This is a genomic window from Psychrobacter sp. KFRI-CH2-11 (assembly GCF_038239325.1).
GTDB lineage: Bacteria > Pseudomonadota > Gammaproteobacteria > Pseudomonadales > Moraxellaceae > Psychrobacter > Psychrobacter celer.
Window position 1 is genome coordinate 1,492,014 of the sequence record NZ_CP151283.1, and the last position, 18,498, is coordinate 1,510,511.

General features: G+C 48.4%; 14 protein-coding genes. 6 read left to right on the forward strand and 8 right to left on the reverse strand.

From position 1 onward, the window contains the following. Positions 1 to 157: 157 nt before the first annotated feature. The 3 genes from rarD to AADH33_RS06250 are packed head-to-tail and all read left to right on the forward strand — an operon-like array spanning position 158 to position 2,150. Complete coding sequence (gene rarD / locus AADH33_RS06240) at positions 158 to 1,105, forward strand: EamA family transporter RarD (RefSeq protein WP_075102354.1); 948 nt, start codon at positions 158 to 160, stop codon at positions 1,103 to 1,105. A 51-nt stretch (positions 1,106 to 1,156) separates the two neighbouring features. Further along, positions 1,157 to 1,567 (forward strand): dihydroneopterin aldolase, encoded by a 411-nt coding sequence (folB, locus tag AADH33_RS06245; protein WP_075102355.1) that lies wholly within the window; start codon positions 1,157 to 1,159, stop codon positions 1,565 to 1,567. Between the two features lie 10 nt (positions 1,568 to 1,577). Beyond that, the gene (locus AADH33_RS06250) at positions 1,578 to 2,150 is read left to right on the forward strand and encodes a 2-amino-4-hydroxy-6-hydroxymethyldihydropteridine diphosphokinase (protein WP_083608627.1); all 573 of its coding nucleotides are present in this window, start codon (positions 1,578 to 1,580) and stop codon (positions 2,148 to 2,150) included. 72 nt (positions 2,151 to 2,222) lie between these two features. On the opposite strand, the gene AADH33_RS06255 is transcribed toward AADH33_RS06250, so the two are convergent. From AADH33_RS06255 to AADH33_RS06285, 7 genes are all read right to left on the reverse strand, one after another. Next, positions 2,223 to 2,957, reverse strand: a complete 735-nt coding sequence (locus tag AADH33_RS06255; RefSeq protein WP_075102356.1) for a glucose 1-dehydrogenase — start codon at positions 2,955 to 2,957, stop codon at positions 2,223 to 2,225. Positions 2,958 to 3,162: 205 nt separating this feature from the next. Then, the gene (gene cysE / locus AADH33_RS06260; protein WP_075102357.1) at positions 3,163 to 4,086 is read right to left on the reverse strand and encodes a serine O-acetyltransferase; all 924 of its coding nucleotides are present in this window, start codon (positions 4,084 to 4,086) and stop codon (positions 3,163 to 3,165) included. Positions 4,087 to 4,324: 238 nt separating this feature from the next. Further along, positions 4,325 to 5,221 (reverse strand): RNA methyltransferase, encoded by an 897-nt coding sequence (locus AADH33_RS06265; RefSeq protein ID WP_075102390.1) that lies wholly within the window; start codon positions 5,219 to 5,221, stop codon positions 4,325 to 4,327. Positions 5,222 to 5,263: 42 nt separating this feature from the next. After that, on the reverse strand, positions 5,264 to 5,641 hold the full coding sequence (locus AADH33_RS06270; protein ID WP_075102358.1) for an Hpt domain-containing protein: 378 nt from the start codon (positions 5,639 to 5,641) through the stop codon (positions 5,264 to 5,266). Between the two features lie 122 nt (positions 5,642 to 5,763). Beyond that, complete coding sequence (gene dnaE / locus AADH33_RS06275) at positions 5,764 to 9,468, reverse strand: DNA polymerase III subunit alpha (RefSeq protein WP_348549903.1); 3,705 nt, start codon at positions 9,466 to 9,468, stop codon at positions 5,764 to 5,766. A 334-nt stretch (positions 9,469 to 9,802) separates the two neighbouring features. Continuing rightward, positions 9,803 to 11,731: a gamma-glutamyltransferase gene (gene ggt / locus AADH33_RS06280; RefSeq protein WP_348549904.1), complete on the reverse strand. Its 1,929-nt coding sequence runs from the start codon at positions 11,729 to 11,731 to the stop codon at positions 9,803 to 9,805. Between the two features lie 280 nt (positions 11,732 to 12,011). Then, positions 12,012 to 13,088: an RNA-guided endonuclease InsQ/TnpB family protein gene (locus tag AADH33_RS06285; RefSeq protein ID WP_348549905.1), complete on the reverse strand. Its 1,077-nt coding sequence runs from the start codon at positions 13,086 to 13,088 to the stop codon at positions 12,012 to 12,014. 234 nt (positions 13,089 to 13,322) lie between these two features. Between AADH33_RS06285 and AADH33_RS06290 the strand changes: the two genes are divergently transcribed. Further along, the gene (locus AADH33_RS06290; RefSeq protein WP_100749395.1) at positions 13,323 to 15,203 is read left to right on the forward strand and encodes a hypothetical protein; all 1,881 of its coding nucleotides are present in this window, start codon (positions 13,323 to 13,325) and stop codon (positions 15,201 to 15,203) included. A 36-nt stretch (positions 15,204 to 15,239) separates the two neighbouring features. After that, positions 15,240 to 16,865, forward strand: a complete 1,626-nt coding sequence (locus AADH33_RS06295; RefSeq protein WP_348549906.1) for a hypothetical protein — start codon at positions 15,240 to 15,242, stop codon at positions 16,863 to 16,865. 91 nt (positions 16,866 to 16,956) lie between these two features. Here AADH33_RS06295 and AADH33_RS06300 read toward each other — a convergent pair whose 3' ends face one another. Beyond that, the gene (locus AADH33_RS06300) at positions 16,957 to 17,541 is read right to left on the reverse strand and encodes a Spy/CpxP family protein refolding chaperone (RefSeq protein ID WP_348549907.1); all 585 of its coding nucleotides are present in this window, start codon (positions 17,539 to 17,541) and stop codon (positions 16,957 to 16,959) included. A 219-nt stretch (positions 17,542 to 17,760) separates the two neighbouring features. On the opposite strand from AADH33_RS06300, the gene AADH33_RS06305 reads away from it, so the two are divergent. Then, positions 17,761 to 18,456, forward strand: coding sequence for a response regulator transcription factor (locus AADH33_RS06305; protein ID WP_100749392.1), 696 nt, complete (start codon positions 17,761 to 17,763; stop codon positions 18,454 to 18,456). Positions 18,457 to 18,498: the final 42 nt, after the last annotated feature.

Consider the following 18,498-nt stretch of genomic DNA (forward strand, 5'->3'; position numbering starts at 1 on the left):
AGCAATGCATTGATACTATTATGAGTGTCAATGCATTGCTTTTTCACTTTTATTCTGTCTGTAGTAACCCTGTGCTTTTGCCGCTCGCCTAAATACGCTCATCATCAGGCGCAGTCTGCAACAGTACGCTTTGCTCTAAATTAAGTTGTACTGACTTATGACCACTCAAAATGTCATCAAAAAACCCGTGACGCCTATCAAAACCACCAGACGTGGTATTGTCACCGCGCTTATGGCCTTTTTTATCTGGGGCGGGTTTCCTTTATATTTTAAACAGTTGGCCGCCTATGACGCCACTGAGATCATCGGACACCGTATCGTCTGGACCTTTGCTTGTCTGCTGCTTGTCTTAGTCGTCACCAAACGCTGGGGCTGGATAGACACTTTAAAGAAAAACCCTAGGTGGATTGTGTTTTCGCTGATATCGGGTCTGATCATTGCCACCAACTGGCTGACCTATGTTTGGGCGGTCAACCATGACCGCATACTTGAGGCCAGTTTGGGCTACTTTATCGGGCCACTGGTAGGGGTGGCGCTCTCGATGATTTTGTTCAAAGAGCGCTTGCGGACACTGCAATGGGTGGCGATTGGTTTTGCGCTATTGTCTGTGATTATTCAGGTGGTGATGATTGGGAGCTTACCTTGGATTTCGCTGATACTGGCGTTTAGCTTTAGCACATATGGTACCATTCAGCGGCAAACACCGCTGAGCGCCATCGATGCGATGTTTGTGGAGACGACGATGCTGGTACCGATGTGCCTGTGGTGGTTTTGGCAGGCCGATGTGGTGAGTAGTCAGATCAGTTTTTGGTTGTCATCAAACATTTGGCTATTGATGCTGGCAGGCCCCATCACTTTGATACCGCTATTGTTATTTAATAAATCAACCAAGCTGGTGGCTTATAGTATTTTAAGTTTTATGAACTATTTGACACCGACCTTTATTTTCTTTTTGGCAGTATTTTACTATAAAGAGCCATTTGACTTGCACCGTTTGGCCGTCTTTGGCTTGATTTGGGTTGGTCTATTGTTGTTTAGCATTGACTTGTGGCGTCATCGCCCAAGTAAGATGCTAAAGGCTGCGCGTTTGCGCCAAAAAGCATGATCATCTGTCTGCTTCAAACTCCCTAAAAAACCAGTAAACAAGGATAAAAGCATGTTGCATACTCAGTCTGACGTGGTATTTGTCAAAGGCTTGACGGTAGATGCCGTCATCGGTGTCTATGAATGGGAGCGCGCTATCACTCAGCCGCTGCAGATCGATATCGCACTTGAGACGGATATCAGTGCTGCTGCCGCCTCAGATGATGTACAGGATGCACTAAATTATAAGGCAGTTTGTGAGGATGTCAGCGAGTGGTGCCAAGCCATTCAAGCAAAGCTACTTGAGCATCTGGCTGAGAAAATCGCCGATAAACTGCTTGCCAAATACGCTTGTCATAAAATCACGCTGAGCATGGCTAAGCCGACGGCAATCAAACACGCAGACGCCGTTGGGGTACAAATCACCCGATCTGCAAAAGCCAGTCATAGCGAGCAGCCTGCCAGTCAAAGTTATGATGCATAAGACGCCTAAAATGTTTAAGACGTATGAGAGGCATAAAGGTCTGGCTGGTGTGAATCTTGCAGGTCTGGAAATACATGAGCCTGAACAGCTGCAAACGCACGCGGTGACAGCAGTGGTACTGGCTTTGGGCAGCAACTATCACGCTGACTACTATTTGCCTGATGCACGTGAAAAACTGGCCACATTTGGCCGTATGCAGCTCTCTACGTCTTTTCAAAACCCTGACTTTACCGCCACTCAAGAGCAGCCAAAGCCTGACTATACCAATCAGTGTGCGTATTTATCTCTGGATACGGCGATGAGTTTGCAGGAGCTACAGCAGGCTTTTAAACTCATTGAAAGTGACTGCCATCGGCAGCGTTTAACAGCAGCTCAAACCTCTATAAAAAAAGTCACCATGGATATTGACATTTTACTTATACAAACTGGGCTTAACAAAAATAGCCTAAGCAATAAATCAATATCTGCAAAAATAGTAGAGTATTCAGAACAATGGATAATAATGGCGGATCGTTATCCATTCAAAGCACACGAGACAGCAGGGGTTGAAGAATTGATTTCAAAGAGCGGTTTTATCGGTTAAAAGGCTTTAAAACTTTTCCAAACACCAAAAAAAGCTGGGCAACATACCCAGCTTTTATGGACATCACGCTTACTACTGCGCTGTCAAACCACCATCAATAACAAACTCAGCGCCCGTCGAGTAGCTTGAGTCATCTGATGCTAAAAATAGCACCATGTTGCTTACTTCCTCTGGCTGCGCCACCCGCCGCATCGGAATGGTCTTGGCAAAGGCCTCAACCGCATCTTTGGTATCGCCTTGCATAATCATCGGGGTAGCAATGACGCCGGGATGAATGGAGTTGACGCGAATACCGTGCGGGGCGCACTCTAGCGCTGCCGCCTTTGTCATACCGCGCACCGCAAATTTAGAATCGGTATAGCCGATAGCACCGCCAACCAAGCCATTAATCGATGAGATGTTGATGATCGAGCCTTGTTTGGCGGCTTGCATTACTGGAATGACGGCCTTCATACCCAAAAAGACGGATACTTGGTTAATCTCTAGAATCTTGCGGTAGTCTGCAACCGAGGTGTCTAGGATAGATTTGTGTGTGGTGATGCCAGCATTATTGACCAATACATCAATTTGACCAAATTTTTCTTGAGTTGCGTTCGCGACTTTTGACCAATCCTCTTCATCGGTGACGTCATGCTTGACAAATAAGGCGTTATCACCAAGCTCCTTGGCCAGCGCCTCACCTTTTTCAGCGTTGATATCGGTCAATACGACTTTTGCGCCTTCTGCCAAACACAAGCGAGCATGAGTCTCGCCCATACCCTGAGCTGCGCCTGTAATGATTATAACTTTATCTTGTAGACGTGCCATGGTATCTCCTAGTGTTATTTTATTTATAAGTATAGTGCATCTGCTTTAAAATAAGTTCGTCCTACGAGCATTCATTTTTCTTGTGTGCTGTGCCAACGCTGCTCGATGCGGCGCAAAATGCATACCAGTAGCACGTGATATCAATTGTGCCAATTTTATGTGCGATTGACTATATTAAAAGAGTATCAGAGGCTACGGTAGGTCATTAGGACTTGTTTTTTTCGTCAGTCAGCTCTTCCATGTCAGAGAGGCCGATCACATCTAAATCTTCTAAACAAAGCTTGTCATACTTCTTTTTGCAAAAATCAGGATCAATCTCGCACATGGCGGTTTGCAGCTGATCTAGGCGATTTTCTGACTGCTGAATATGCTCAAGCATTTTTGCAAACGCTTCGGCCACTGGGTCTTGAGAAGAGGGGTCGATACCATAAGCTTGAAAAGTAGTGCGGCGCTTGGCTTTGGCCGATGTGCTTTGCGCTTGGTCTTTGCCGGTGTCGCCTTCGCCTGCTTGGGCTACTTTCTCTTGTTGTTTGGCGTCTTGGACTTTAGTGGCGATGGGGTTGCCTTTTTCATCGTGATGATCGGATATCATGCGCGCTGCGCTGCCGACCATGGTAGCGCCGGCTGGCACAGGTTTGACCACCACCGCATTTGAGCCGATTTTGGCATTTTTACCGACAGTAAATGGCCCCAAAACTTTTGCGCCAGCGCCTACGGTCACGCCGTCTTCTAACGTTGGATGGCGTTTGCCGTTATTCCATGAGACGCCGCCGAGAGTGACGCCGTGGTATAAGGTGACATCGTTGCCAATCTCTGCAGTTTCACCGATGACCACGCCGACACCGTGGTCGATAAAAAACCGCTTACCGATTTTGGCTGCAGGGTGAATCTCGATACCAGTGACGATACGCGAGCCGTAAGAGATCACACGGGCGGCCAGTTTTTGTTCGTGATTCCAGAGATAATGAGCGCCGCGATGCAAGATAAGCGCATGAATACCAGGATAGGTGAGAATGACCTCCAGACTATTGCGTGCGGCAGGATCACGGTTGAATACCGCATCGACATCTTCTTTTAGGTCTTTTTTGATGCTGGCAAGCGATTTGAACAATTTGGCTGGCAATGACATAAAGTGTCCTATCTGTTGGTCGGTCTGTTGGTCCGTTTATTGGTCGGTAAAGTATGGCGGTGTGGTCAGTGTTGGGTGCTAATCCTGATGCTTATTCTATATACTTATTTCTATGCACTTATTTCTATGCACTTATTTCTATGTACTTACAATCTGAGCCATCCAATATAACACGCCCTAATAATAGCAGGCTATCGCTGGCCGACCAAACCCAAAAAATCTGTACTGGTGGCTTTTATTATGATGATTGGGGTCTATCTTTTAAAAGCTTGGCGATAAGTGCGCTTAACAGCTGATACTCTTTTTGATCCAGCTGTAAGCGCGAGCCGAGCCGCGATAGCCGCGCTGGTAATGATTTTAGATTTGTGCTGTCTGCCAGCCCCTGCTGCACCATCAGCGCTGTCATGCGCTCGGTCAACTGCTGTTGCTGCTGCTGAGTGATGGCCGGTTCATCCCACTGTTGGCGTAATGTCATATCAATCATCGAGCGTGCTGCGGCTTTATTAGAGTCAGCATTAGCCTTTGGGCTCGTCGCTGTCTGAGTGTGGGTTTGCGCATAAGCAAAGATGAAGCTGGCAATCACTTGTACCGCTGAGGCGACATTAAGTACCGGATAGGCAGGGTTGGCATCGATTTGGATATGGTAATCGGCATAGGCCAGCTCTTCATTGGTCAAACCACGGTCTTCGCGGCCAAACAATATCGCGATATTTGGTTTGTGGGTGCCAGCAGTATTATCCTGTGCGGTCTCGGCCGTGGTCTGAGGCTGATAGGTGGATTGACTATCGATAAAATCAAAAATGATTTTGGCCGCTTGTGTGGGCGTGACGACAGGGCGCGGCATATGACGACTGCGACTGCTAGCTGCAAACACCAGCTGACAATCAGCGATCGCCGACTCTAGCGTTGGGGCAATCACAGCCGCTGACAGCAGTTCATGGCCACCTGCAGCGTGCGATACACTGGTCTCATCGATAGGCCGCTTAGGGTCGACGACTGTCAAGCGTGACAATCCCATCGTATGCATGGCCCGTGCCGCTGAGCCGATATTGGCAGGCAAGGTGGTATTGACCATGACGACCTGAATACAAGATAAGTAGTCGTCTATGCTTGTTGCTGGATGGTTGATTGGCATGGATGATGGCGACGTTGTCACTGATAAAGGACTTTGGCTCATTTATTGCTCCATGCGCTGTTTGATGGTTTGCTCAGCGCATTGTAGCGCTGCTGCGATATCCTCGATCAGCGCCGCCTGCTCACCGATACGCTGCTCACGGCACCGCTCTTGGAGTTGACTACTAAGACGCATCAGCTGGGTCGTCCCCAGATTAGCACTGGCGCCTTTTAGGGCGTGGGCAATCTCAAAACCATTGGCATTATCGTTTTGTTGTTGCGCGATGCGTAGGCTGTGGATGCGCTGCTGGCTGTCAGTGAGATATACTTGAATCAAATCGGCAAAGTCCTCTTCGAGCAAGTCACGCATGTCTTCAAATTGCTCATCATTGAGGATCTCTACAGTTTGGTCGGCGGTATTATTATGTGGGTTCTCATCCATGGTATTAGGTCCAATATTGTCAGTTAAATCAGTTAAATCAGTTAAATCACAAGCAATAAAATTGCTATCGTCAAGGGATAGAGTAGACATCGCTATAGGAGGCCACGGCTAAAAGCCCAGCGTCAGCTATAATGAAAATGTAAGTTGTCCTCATTCACCATGCTTTTTAGTTGTTGTAAATTGTCATCATTTGGATAGATGCGCCAATGCTCAGAGAGTCCTACATTGGCGATGCCATACGTTTCATAAATGCTCAGGCCAAGCGGCAGACAGTTATCATGAATGGAGGCGTCAGTGTTACTCAGCGCATTATTGCTATAAAGGCTGCCATTTTGCAGCGCGTCTTGTTGCATGTCATGCTCTAGCGCCAATAAGTCATTGCCATCCTCATCATATAAGCTCCCACCCATCGCAGGATCGTAGTTGCCATTGAAGGTCGCATCGTCTGGCTCATCTTGCTGAGTCAAGCTAGGCGCGGGGATGATATCAGCTTGGGCGGACTTGAGTATCGGCTGTAGGCGTGAGAGTAGGCGCGTGTCACTGCCGTGGATTTTGATACTGATTTTTTTGAGCCAACGCAGGCGCGCATCTACCATACTCATGGCATTATCAAGACGGGCAAATAGGCGTCCATCACGCTCCCGGATGCTGCCTTTGATAATGACCACTTCATCCACCTTCAGCTGGTCTTTGACGCGATTGAAACGCTCAGCATAGCAGCTGACCTCTAATCGTGAGGTGCCATCATCTAAAGTAATGACATTTCGATTGCCAAAGTTGGCAATATCGATAATAAGGCCGGCAAAGTAGCAGCTGCCGTTATAGCCTGTGTCTGTGAGCTTATCAAGGCGGGCGCCAGAGGTATAGTGTTTTAGCTCATCCAAGTACTCATTGATCGGGTGCCCAGTTAGGTATAGCCCTAATGTGTTTTTTTCTGCTTTGAGGCGGTGCTTGTCACCCCAGATCAGCTCTGGCGTCATTTTGAGCGGTGGGGCGGCGACCACACCGTCCATCTCGCCAAACAAGTCCATCATGCCAAGCTCATTGTTTTGGCGGTCTTGCTCCGCGGCCTGTACTGCGCTTGGCAGCTGACTCATGAGTGCGCCGCGAATCTCGTAGGCGGCGTCACTTGGTAAGTCTGGTCGCAGCGTCGCGGCAAAGTCATCAAAACAGCCAGCACTAACCAGTGCCTCAAGCGTGCGTTTATTGACTTTTTTGATATCGACACGGCGGCAGAAGTCATATAAGTCTTTAAACGGCCCACCGCGGCGGCGCGCATCGACGATAGACTCCACCGCACCTTCACCCACGCCTTTAATTGCGCCAAGTCCGTAAATAATATTGGTCGGCGTATCAGCGACAAAGTGCCACTCACTGCGGTTTACCGATGGATTGTCTACAGTCAAGCCAAAGTTTTCACGGCAGTCATTGATAAAGAACACCACGTTGTCGGTGTTGTTCATATCGGATGTCAGTACCGCGGCCATAAATTCGGCAGGGTAGTACTGCTTGAGATAAGCGGTCTGATAAGCAAGGACGCCATAAGCAGCAGAGTGCGAGCGGTTGAAGCCATAACCGGCAAATTTTTCCATCAAGTCAAAGACGCCGCCTGACGTTGCTTCATCGATGCCTTGTGCGGTGGCACCGGTGACAAAAATATCACGCTGTTTGGCCATCTCTTCAGGTTTTTTCTTACCCATGGCGCGGCGTAGCATATCCGCGCCACCCAAACTGTAGCCGGCCATGACCTGCGAGATTTGCATGACTTGTTCTTGATAGACAATAACGCCGTTGGTGTTTTGCAAAATTGGCTCGAGGTTGGGATGGTCATAAATGACCTCTTCGCGTCCGTGCTTACGGTCGATATACATCTCTACCATACCGGCATCGAGTGGCCCTGGGCGGTAGAGGGCGCACATGGCGATGACGTCTTCGATGTTGGTTGGTTGCAGCTTGGCCAAGTATTTTTTCATGCCCATACTTTCTAGCTGAAAGACGGCTGTGGTTTTGGCCTCTTGCAAGAGTTTGTAGGTCTTTTTGTCATCTAACGGTAAATCTTCTAGTACCAGCGCGTCTTTGCCTTCGCGTGCGCGGCGTTGGTTGATGTTTTCGACCGCAGCATTAATGACGGTTAAGTTACGCAAGCCCAAAAAGTCAAATTTTACCAGACCGACATCTTCGACATCGTCTTTATCAAACTGGCTGACACGGTGACCCTCATCGTCACAGTAAATGGCGCTAAAATCGGTGATTTTATGCGGGGCTATGAGGACACCACCGGCGTGCTTGCCGACGTTGCGGCACACGCCCTCTAATTTGACCGCCATCTCCCAAATCTCGATGGCATCTTCATAATCCATGTTGTCAGGATTAGAGATTAAGTCTTTGAGCTGTGGTTCTTGCTCGAGTGCTTGAGACAAGGTGATGCCAGGTGTTTTCGGAATCAATTTAGAGATTTTATTGGCCAAGAAGTACGACTTGCTTTGTACCCGCGCCACATCACGCACCACCGCTTTTGCCGCCATGGTACCAAAGGTGATGATTTGTGAGACCGCTTCACGGCCGTAAGTTTGCGCCACATAATCGATGACACGGTCGCGACCTTCGATACAAAAGTCAATATCGAAATCGGGCATAGAGACACGTTCAGGGTTTAAGAAGCGCTCGAATAATAGGTCGTAATGAATGGGGTCGAGATCGGTAATGTTGAGCGCATACGCAACCAAAGAGCCGGCACCAGAGCCGCGACCTGGCCCCACAGGGACGCCATTGGCCTTGGCCCAGCGGATAAAGTCCATAACGATTAAGAAGTAACCGGGGAATCCCATAGATAAGATAATATCGAGCTCATACTCTAGGCGCTCATCGTACTGCTGACGAAAGTCGCTCCAGCTCTCGTCACGTTCTTCCACAGGAAAGAGCTTGTCCAATCGGTGATCAAGACCGCGCTGTGACTCTGCCCGAAAAAAAGACTCAATGGTCTCGCCCTCTGGCACAGGAAAGTCAGGCAACACGTTGATGCCTAGCGTTAGTGTCACATTACAGCGGGTGGCTAGGCGGATGGTATTGTCGACCACCTGCGGAATATCGGCAAACAATTGCGCCATTTGGTCTTGGGTTTTTAGATACTGCTCATCTGAATACAAGCGCGGACGGTTAGGGTCAGCCAGTACGTACGAGCCTGCGATACAGACGCGGGCTTCGTGAGCATCGAAGTCCTCTTGCTCCAAAAACCGCACATCATTGTGGGCGATAATGGGCAGTTGATGCTTGGCACCAGCGTGTATCGCCGCTTTGATAAAAGCGTCTTCGCCTGAGCGGTTGGTACGCTTGATCGCAAAGTACAAGCGATCAGAAAAATGCGCCTGCCACTCTGTGATCAGCACATCGGCATTTTCTGGCATAGAGCTGACTAGCGCATGTCCGACGTCTGATTTTTCGCCAAACAACACAATAACACCCGCTGCGTGCTCTAAGATATGACGGCGCTTGATGACAGGGGTGCCGTGATTGTCAGGGTCGGCGCGGCCTTCGGTAAAGCCAAGCGAGACAATACGGGTGATGTTTTGATAGCCTTCGTTGTCCATGGCCAGCAGCGTCAGTCTGGTGTCTTCATCATCCATGATGACTTCACTGCCGATGATGGGCTTGATGCCAGCGCCAAGACAAGTGCGATAAAACTTCACCGTCGCGTACAGATTGGAGAGGTCGGTCAACGCCAGCGCACGCTGATTGTCAGCTGCCGCCGCTTTAATAAGCGGCTTGATGCGCACGATAGAATCAGTGATGGAGTATTCGCTGTGAATGCCAAGGTGTACAAATGCCATAGAGGACTCTTATTGGTGCGGTCAATAACAATAGGTTTTATTAGCGGATTTTGCGTGGTTTATATGGGAAGTTTAGGCCGTAAAAGCCTTTGTCGCAAATGCTCAATTGAGCTGGACATCATAGCATTATTTGCTGTTGACAGCTACAGCTTCGGTGGGTGCTATAAGAAATAGCCTGTCTTTGCTGGCAGGTGCTGATATGAAAAAAGCCTTCTATACTATGCTGATATAAAAGGCTTTGAGAGGAAGTAAAACGAGGTTTTTATCAATACGTAACGCTTATCAGATAAAGACTATAAGTAAGATTCAGGTTAGATCTGATATGAAGATTTGTTTAATACCCAACCACCGCTGCATCGACAATACGCGGATCAGAGGAGCCGTAGACACCATTTGGCGTTATCATAATCGACTGTGTTGAGCCCATAGCGGCTTTTGGACTGACCGTGTGTCCCATGGATTCTAGCTTTGTGATCGTATCGATATTCAGTGCTTTTTCTACTCGTATCTCATCAGGTAGCCACTGGTCATGAATACGCGGCGCGTGCGTGGCTTCAGCGATATTCATATCGTGATCGATGACGTTGGAGATGATTTGAGTGACGGTGGTGATGATGCGGCTACCGCCTGGGCTGCCAGTCACGATATACGGCTTATCGTCTTTAAATACCAGCGTCGGACTCATCGAGGATAGCGGCCGCTTATTGGCTTCTACGCTATTTGCCTCACCGCCTAGTAGCCCATAGCCATTTGGCGTGCCAGGCTTGGCAGAAAAATCATCCATCTCATTGTTTAGTAATATGCCTGTGCCGTCTGCAACCAGACCGGTGCCATAAGAGAAGTTCAGCGTATAGGTATTGGCGATTGCATTGCCGTCTTTATCCACGATAGAGAAATGCGTGGTTTGGTCGCTCTCGTAAGGCAGTGGGTTGTTGGCTTTAATCGTACTCGCTGGCGTGGCCTTGTCTGGATCAATCAAGGTGCGCAGCTGATCGGCATAGGCTTGAGAAGTAAGGCCGCTCGCTGGCACATCGATAAAGTCTGAGTCGCCCAAATACTCTGCACGGTCAGCATAAGCCAGTTGCATTGCCTCCGCCATCAAGTGAATGGTTTGCGCGCTATTGTGACTATAGTCTTTTAGTGGATAGCCTTCTAAAATGTTTAAAATCTGCACGATGTGAATACCACCAGAGGAGGGAGGCGGCATAGAGACGATCTTATAGCCACGGTAGTCGCCTGTCACAGGCGTACGAGCGATGGCTTCATAATTGGCCAAATCCTGCAAGCTCATGCGACCGCCAGCCTCATTAACGGCTTTGACAATACTGCGCGCGGTCTCACCTTTATAAAACCCATCAGCGCCTTGAGTGGCAATGAGCTTTAACGAGCGGGCAAGCTCTGGTTGATACAAGCGCTCACCAGGTTGATACGCACTGCCATCAGGTTTAAAAAACACCTTTTTGGTGCTGGGCCATTTTTGCAGGCGATCGCTTAAGGCTTCTAGTGACTCCGACAAGCCAGCGGTGACTTCTATGCCATCTTCAGCCAGTGCGATCGCTGGTGCCATCACTTGCTCGCGGCTCATGGTGCCATGGTCTTCTAGTGCTTTGAGCAGCCCTGCGACGGTCCCTGGTACGCCGACAGCTAAGCCATGAAAGCGAGACAAATCACTGACCGCATTGCCGTCCTTATCGAGATACATATCACGCGAGGCACTGCTTGGGGCTTTTTCGCGGTAATCGAGCGCCACCGTTTCGCCTTGCTCAGCATCATAAATCATCATAAAACCGCCACCGCCGATGTTGCCCGCCCGCGGTAGTGTCACGGCTAAGGCAAAACCCACCGCAACGCCAGCATCGACAGCATTACCACCGTCTTTTAGAATCTGTAAGCCAATATCAGAGGCCAGTGCTTCTTGAGAGGCGACCATGCCGTTTTTGGCCCAGACGGGATGATGAATGGCGTCCTCGGAGTAAATAGCTGGGTCGGTTTTTGTTTTATTGGTTGTGGATGTCAGCGTATTGATTTTCGCTGGTGTGATGCGCTTGGTTTCAGACAAGACTGTCGGATTGTCGCTCATGATGGCGAGGTTGATCGCACTGGTGTTGATTGAGGTATTATTTACCACCTTGGCAGCAGTTGGTGTTACTGGTTCAAATGCGTGCGCTGATACAGATAGCAATAATGTACTGCTAGCAATGAGCATCGCAGATTTTAATGTGGTGATGATGGGTGGTTGAGAGTGGCCAGACAGATTTGGCATGGCAAAGTCCTTTTTATGTGAGTGGTAAAGTTTGGGTATTTCATAAGTCTAAGTAAGAGGTTTTTTATATAGTCGATACACTCTAAAAATGTCATAGCGCTACTGGGATGAATTTTGCGCAGCCTCTGGGAACGCAGCACGCAAGTAAAATTTATACCAGTAGCGCGTTTAAATCCATAACAGTTTTACATTCAGCTAACTATATATAAAAAATACAAAATATGAGAGGGCAGGTTCTAATAGTTGACTTCCTCCCCTCCCTAAAGTGAGGGGATTCCTACTAAAGACGGCCAAGCCCGACCGCGAGAATGTTTTTTGCTCCATTAACATCTCTGTTATGGGTCGTTTTACAAGAACGACAAAACCATGCTCTTATACCAAGACCTTCTCTACCTTTCGGACTGTCTTGGCGAGAGCCGCAACACGAGCAGATTTGGGTGCTGTACGCTTCATTGACTTCGATATAGTGGCAACCTGCGTTCGCGCATTTATAATCCAATTGCCGCTTTATTTCAAACCAACCTGCGTCATAGACGGATTTGGCCAGTTTGGATGAAGTGAATGATGTTGATTTGATTTTACCAACAACGATTAGGCTGTTGGCTTTAACAAGCTTTGATGTGAATTTATGGATCAGATCTTGACGGGTATTTTTAATCTTGGCGTGAATCGCCTTAACCCGCTTTTTGTTTTTAGCTCTTTGGGCAATGGCCAGTTTTTCAGCATATTGATGGGTTAGCTTAGTGGTTAGAACATCGCCATCACTACTGACTGCTGAATCCTTGCAGCCTAAATCAATACCGACTTGGCTCGTGCCACACTTAATCTTTGGAAAGTCTTTAACGGTGACACAGGCGTACCAGTGACCCCGTGCGTCTTGTACTAATTCGCAAGTGTTGATGTTGTAGAGGGCTAAATTGTAGCTATCCCACAGATCAATGATCAGCTTTTGGCGGTTAGCAAGGCTTAGCTGAATAGTAGATTTAAGGCTTTTCTTGCCTGACTGACGGGTTGCTAGGTGCTTAATGGCGGTCTTTTTAAAAGGAATCCAGCCCAAGCTTCTTCTCTTGGCCTTTGGATTATTGGTACGCCAGTTTAGTTTGGCTTTTTTAAACTGTTTACGAGCCTTGGCATGGGTTTCGGTCACTGCTTGCAAGGTTTGACTGTGCAAGTTTAAATACTCGCCACTGCCTTTGGTATAAGCGGCCAAATCATAAGCTGAAAAGAATTTGCCTGTGCGCTGTAAATGTTTAAAACTAAGCTCATTGACGTAATTCCAGACAAAGTTGACCGCACCAGCTAAGATATTGAGCTGAGTGGCGTGTTTGTCTTTGATGCGTAGCTTGAGCGTTTTCATGGAATAATTATGATCTCAATGTATTTGGGTATCAAGGGGTTCACAATATTGTGCGACAACGACTGACGCCTGATATCCACGCCCTAGAAGGATGTGGATATCAGGCGTTAGATGATAAAAACAATACAGACTTTTGCCTAGAAACGCACGCTAATATTACTAAATTGTAACGCTTTGTGTTATAAATATCATACGCGTTTATCCTTATTTTACCCATTAAATAAAGGGACCTTTATGTCATCTACTCATAGCAATCATCGCAGTCGACAGTCTGGTTGTAGGTCGCAGCTGCATGAGGTAACTGCGCCTGTGGCGATTTATCATAAAAACAAACATCGAAATTTATCACGTACACTGGCGGCGACCGGTTGTGCGCTGCTGCTTGGTGGTACGTCATTGGTATTGATGGGCTGTCAGACAAGCGCTGGCGTCTCCTCAGGCGCGGTATCAGATGCGCTCATCGACTTTGAGATCGCAGACAGTGCAGTAAACCAAGCACAGGGGCGCGTCTTTACTGACCGTCTACAAGCCAGCTCTGCGCGCTATGAGCAACTGTTTGACCAGCAGAGCTATCCCAATATGCAGACTCAGGCAAAGACACGTTTGCTTGCTGCCATTCGTCAGCATCTCGCCAGTGAGCACGTGGCCGTCGCGCAGGCCAATTATCATATGGCACCCTTTATCGATCCAGACAGTATCGATGCTGGCGCGAGCAGTCTGCTAAGAACCATCATCGAAACTTATGCGTATCAAGAAGAGCAAGCGATAGACGACGAGGCTGCTGATGATAATAGTGAGTTTGCTGACGATGCAGATGAAGCGTTTGCTGATGATGAGTATAGCGCCAATACTAAAGACGATGGGTTGATACCGGGCGTGCAAGATGTCAAACCCAAGGCATTATTAAAGAGCTATGAAGCCATGCAAGCCGCCAAGCAGCAGCCAGTGGCGAGCGATGACAAACCGATGCCAACTACCGGCGTCATCGGTCAGATGCTTGCTATGTTGCATCGCACACCTGAGCAAATCGCTGCGACCAACGCCTATCAATATCAGCATTTGACATTTAATAGCGTCAGCCAATTCAGGCCCAAACAGCGCCAGCTACGTAGCGTCTATAGTTATGACTATGTCAGCCCAACGCTTAGCTCATCCATACAGATACCGCTCGCACTGGATTTTAATGACAGTCGTATCATGGTAGACCCATCGGCCATCATGCCGATTGTGGCGCTGGCCAGTCCTGAAAATACCCCGCTGCCTCAGGAGATGGCCTCTCATACGGTCAGCTTTGGTCTGCCTAAGAGCATCACCGAGCAGCTGCCGCCTACGGTATTGTATGATGCTGCGCTTGCTGCTATACAGAAGAGTATGACCGAGCTGGCACCAGAGTATTTTAGCGCCGTTGATATACGTAATGACGCATTTGCCAAAGAAGTGGGGGCCAGCCATGCTGTCAAGTTATATATCGGTAGTAAGCAAGGCGGTGAGCTGGTCGGCAAAATCCTAAAATATATGACCCAGTCACTACAAGAGCATGTCGATGCCAATCCGTCACAGTATCCTGATGGAGCGATGCTAAAAGCTGCACTTGCTAAGGCGCAGCTATACCATAAAGGCTATCAAAGCGCGGATGTCGGCGCACTGCTACAGCTGATTGAAGCGATCGGTCCCATCTCCTTTAATCAAACAAACTACTACTATTTGGATCGCGCAAATCAGCTACTGGCCAAGCAGCAACGGCTAAATGTCGGTAGCGATTTGATGGGTGCGACCACCAGCGTACTCAACCAAGTGCGTTATGATAAGGCCAGCTTTAACGACCATGCGCTCACACCTTTATTGGCCGAGTCTTTTGGGGCAAATGCCAAGCCTGCCATCGATGGCAACGCGTGGCTTGCGAAGATACGCCAACAAAAAGACAGACTGCGAAGCGCTCGTTATGCACGCTATGACTACGAGTATGATGATGAAAATCGTTACGATGTTGATAATACTGATGAAGAGGGTAGCGTTTATGACAGTGGTAATAGTGAGGACTGGAACGACAACGATGAGGCATTGTATGACGATGCGGCCAAGTATGGCATCGATAGCAAGCTAGCGGATCAGTAGGTCTGTCTTGTTAACTCTCCCTATTAAGGATAAAAAATGAAAAAATCCCAGCAAACTCATACCAGCCGCCCGCCACGTGCATCTACTATTATCAATGGTCATGCGGTATTTGCCAGCGCGCTTGTCGCAGGCGCGGCGTTATTGACAGGGTGTCAATCGACCAGCCTTGGACAGTCTAATGCCATGACGGCTACCCAAACCTCAGTAGCTGCCAAAACAGCCGTCGCAAGCGCGCTACAAGCGCAGCGTCGCCAGTCCTTTCGTTATCATAGCAACCTTGAGATTAGTAATAAGCAGCAGTTTGACGGTATAACGTCTCAAAGCACTACCAACAATGGTGCTAACAACCCAGTCACTACTGATGATATCTATCAATACTGCGAAGATACGCATGACGAGGCCTATGCGGCATTATTGGCGCAGGCAGAAGGACAAAAGCAAGATATATCGGCGACAACATATGACGCTCAGCGTGCGACCATCAAACAATCCTATCTAGCCTGTACGGATGCCTATCAAGCATGGCAAGACAGCCAATACGACAGTGAGGTAAGTGTGCCTGCTGATTACCAAAAGTTGTTTGATAATTATGACGCGCAGCCAACCGCGCAGGGTATCAAAAAAGCAAAGCTACTCGATGCCTATCTACTAAAACCGTTGTCTATCAACGCCCAAGGCGTGTATCAGCCGATGGCGGGCAAAGCGACCATGCTTGCCAGTGCCCAATACCAAGCGCGTAATCATCAAAGTAGCCTCAACCAACCGGTCTATATCGATTTTAAAAACGGTGATATTTATCTATGGGCGGACAATTTTGCGATGATTAACTCAAAGCTATTGGACGACAAACTTGGCACGACATGGCAAAACAAATGGCTCAAAGTCACGCTGGACGATGGCACGTTACCCAAAGGCTTTGGCAAAGCAGTGATCACCCATCATTTTGCCGCGCTCGATGCCGCATTTGCCGCAGCGCCAGCAAGTCAGTTTGAGTACGTCGCGGCCACGTCTTTGACTGCGCTATCTCCTAAGCTGCCAGCGCACCAGATGCCCGCAATGCTGGCAAGTGAGCAAGTGATCCGCCGTACTCAAAGCGCGACCAGTCACGAGCAGTCATATCAAGAGTATATGCGTGGTTTTTATGAGCGGATAAGCGAGCAGTATCCAGAGCTTGTCAATAACAGTGCTGATGGTGCTGACAGTGCTTCTGATGTAGCGACTGACGTTTTTACCAGTAAGGCCTTGGTACAGCAAGTACTGACAATAATCAAAAACAGTATAGACGCCGCTGATGATACGGTCGCCAGCCGTACAGTAGATACTGGTGCAGAGACGCCAAACGTGCAAACGCTATACGGCATTGATAAACGTGGCCGTCTCATCTGGCAGCACCTGCGGCGTGAGTTTCCTAGCGAGACCAATCAGCATAAAGGCGTCGTGATGGATGCCATGCAGCAGTATTCTGCTATTCGTCCAAAAGACGCTGCATTTCCCAACTTACCAAGCGATGTACAAGTACCAAATGCGCGCAATAGTGTTGATGCGCGCGAGTATGGTCGCGAGCTGATGCAGTACTATCGCGATGGTAATGGCACGGCGATAGGCAAGATAATATTTAAGGCGCTACCGCTGTCGCAAGAGCGTTTGGGCGGTACTGATTAAAAGATATTGAGCTATCATCAGAATTATACAAAAAAGCGCACCGTTATCACGATGCGCTTTTTCTGAGTGGTGTAGCGGGCAGTAATAACTACTACATGCCTTGATGCTGATGCGGCTGGCCATGCATCTCACCATGCGTAGAGCCATGCTGACCTTTTGTCATTTTTGCCATTCTCTCGTTTCGCAGTTTGGCAAGTTTGGCGCGTTGCTCCGGCGTTAACACTTGCGCGATGGCGTGCTGGGTCTGAGCATGCTCAATAAAACGCTGTTTGACTTTAGCCGCTTGCTGATCCGCTAGGCGGTTAAGCGCGGCCGTGTTCAACGTGTTGGCAGTGGTCAATGCCTGCATTTGTTGATGCATTTGCGCCCGTTCTGCTTTGTGTTGCGCGCGCTCAGCGTTACGGTCGCCATGTTTGGCCTTCATGATGGCTTTGATTTGTGCTTGCTGCGTGGCACTCAAGTCCAGCTGTGACAGTGGGCCTCGCATGCCGCCTTTCATATCGCCTTTATGCATGCCACCTTTGTGCATACCTTCTTTCATGCCGCCTTGATGATGCTTTTGCATCTTGCTGGTGGCAGGTACGGTGTCAGTCGTTGCATTGACACTGGTGCAGGCGGTGACAGTAAATACGCTAGAGGCGGCCAATACTGTGCCCATAAGTAGTTTTTTCATCATACAATCCTTTTATAATTTGAGTAAATAAACAATAAATACCTTATCTTGCCAGTGTGGCGATAAGTACGATAAGTTATTGATAGGTGCTATCTTACGACAGTTAAAGGTTGCGATACTTTATGAAGTATTAAGAAAGGTAACGTTTATGGCGTTATGATAAGTTCATGCCTGATAATATAGGCAACAAAGCGATCTTAGGCTTAAGGAGAGGAGACAGCAGTGCCAAACATACTACTCGGCGATGATGACGAAGAGTTGACCCAGTTATTACAAGAATACTTGCAAAATCATGGTATCGATTGTGACTGCGTGCACGATGGTGAAGCGGTCATGCAAAGGCTCAAAAACACCAGCACTGCCACCGCTTATGATTTGCTGGTACTCGATATCATGATGCCCAAAATCGATGGGCTCAGTGTGCTGCGGCAACTGCCGGCCATCAGTGATATTCCGGTCATTATGCTGACGGCAAAAGGCGAGGAGATTGATCGTATCATTGGGCTTGAGCTTGGCGCGGATGACTATATTACCAAACCTTGCAATCCGCGTGAGCTGTTGGCACGTATCAATGCGGTGATAAAACGCACCCGTCTTAATGCTTTTGATAGTACGTTAGAGCACATGCCGCTACCTGAGAGCCGCTTACATTTGGATCAAAACCAGCGACTCTGTCAGATAGACGGGACAGAGCTACAAGTGACAGGCACCGAGTTTGACTTGTTGCTCGCCTTGCTCAAGCAAAAAGGCGAGGTGGTGAGTAAAGCATGGCTATCAGAGCATGTGTTGCAGCGTGAGCTACAGCCCTTCGACCGCAGCCTTGATGTGCATGTCTCACGCCTGCGCAAAAAACTCCAGCCTTTTCATGATGAGCCGATAAAAGCGATTCGTGGGAAAGGCTATCAGCTGGTATTGTAATGACATATTCCGCAAATACTTCTACACTTCGACCCAGAATCA

Excerpts from the sequence above, each read along its gene's own strand:
- rarD (WP_075102354.1), top strand. The coding sequence starts at position 158 with ATGACCACTCAAAATGTCATCAAAAAACCCGTGACGCCTATCAAAACC.
- folB (WP_075102355.1), top strand. The coding sequence starts at position 1,157 with ATGTTGCATACTCAGTCTGACGTGGTATTTGTCAAAGGCTTGACGGTA.
- AADH33_RS06250 (WP_083608627.1), top strand. The coding sequence starts at position 1,578 with ATGTTTAAGACGTATGAGAGGCATAAAGGTCTGGCTGGTGTGAATCTT.
- AADH33_RS06255 (WP_075102356.1), bottom strand. The coding sequence starts at position 2,957 with ATGGCACGTCTACAAGATAAAGTTATAATCATTACAGGCGCAGCTCAG.
- cysE (WP_075102357.1), bottom strand. The coding sequence starts at position 4,086 with ATGTCATTGCCAGCCAAATTGTTCAAATCGCTTGCCAGCATCAAAAAA.
- AADH33_RS06265 (WP_075102390.1), bottom strand. The coding sequence starts at position 5,221 with ATGCCAATCAACCATCCAGCAACAAGCATAGACGACTACTTATCTTGT.
- AADH33_RS06270 (WP_075102358.1), bottom strand. The coding sequence starts at position 5,641 with ATGGATGAGAACCCACATAATAATACCGCCGACCAAACTGTAGAGATC.
- dnaE (WP_348549903.1), bottom strand. The coding sequence starts at position 9,468 with ATGGCATTTGTACACCTTGGCATTCACAGCGAATACTCCATCACTGAT.
- ggt (WP_348549904.1), bottom strand. The coding sequence starts at position 11,731 with ATGCCAAATCTGTCTGGCCACTCTCAACCACCCATCATCACCACATTA.
- AADH33_RS06285 (WP_348549905.1), bottom strand. The coding sequence starts at position 13,088 with ATGAAAACGCTCAAGCTACGCATCAAAGACAAACACGCCACTCAGCTC.
- AADH33_RS06290 (WP_100749395.1), top strand. The coding sequence starts at position 13,323 with ATGTCATCTACTCATAGCAATCATCGCAGTCGACAGTCTGGTTGTAGG.
- AADH33_RS06295 (WP_348549906.1), top strand. The coding sequence starts at position 15,240 with ATGAAAAAATCCCAGCAAACTCATACCAGCCGCCCGCCACGTGCATCT.
- AADH33_RS06300 (WP_348549907.1), bottom strand. The coding sequence starts at position 17,541 with ATGATGAAAAAACTACTTATGGGCACAGTATTGGCCGCCTCTAGCGTA.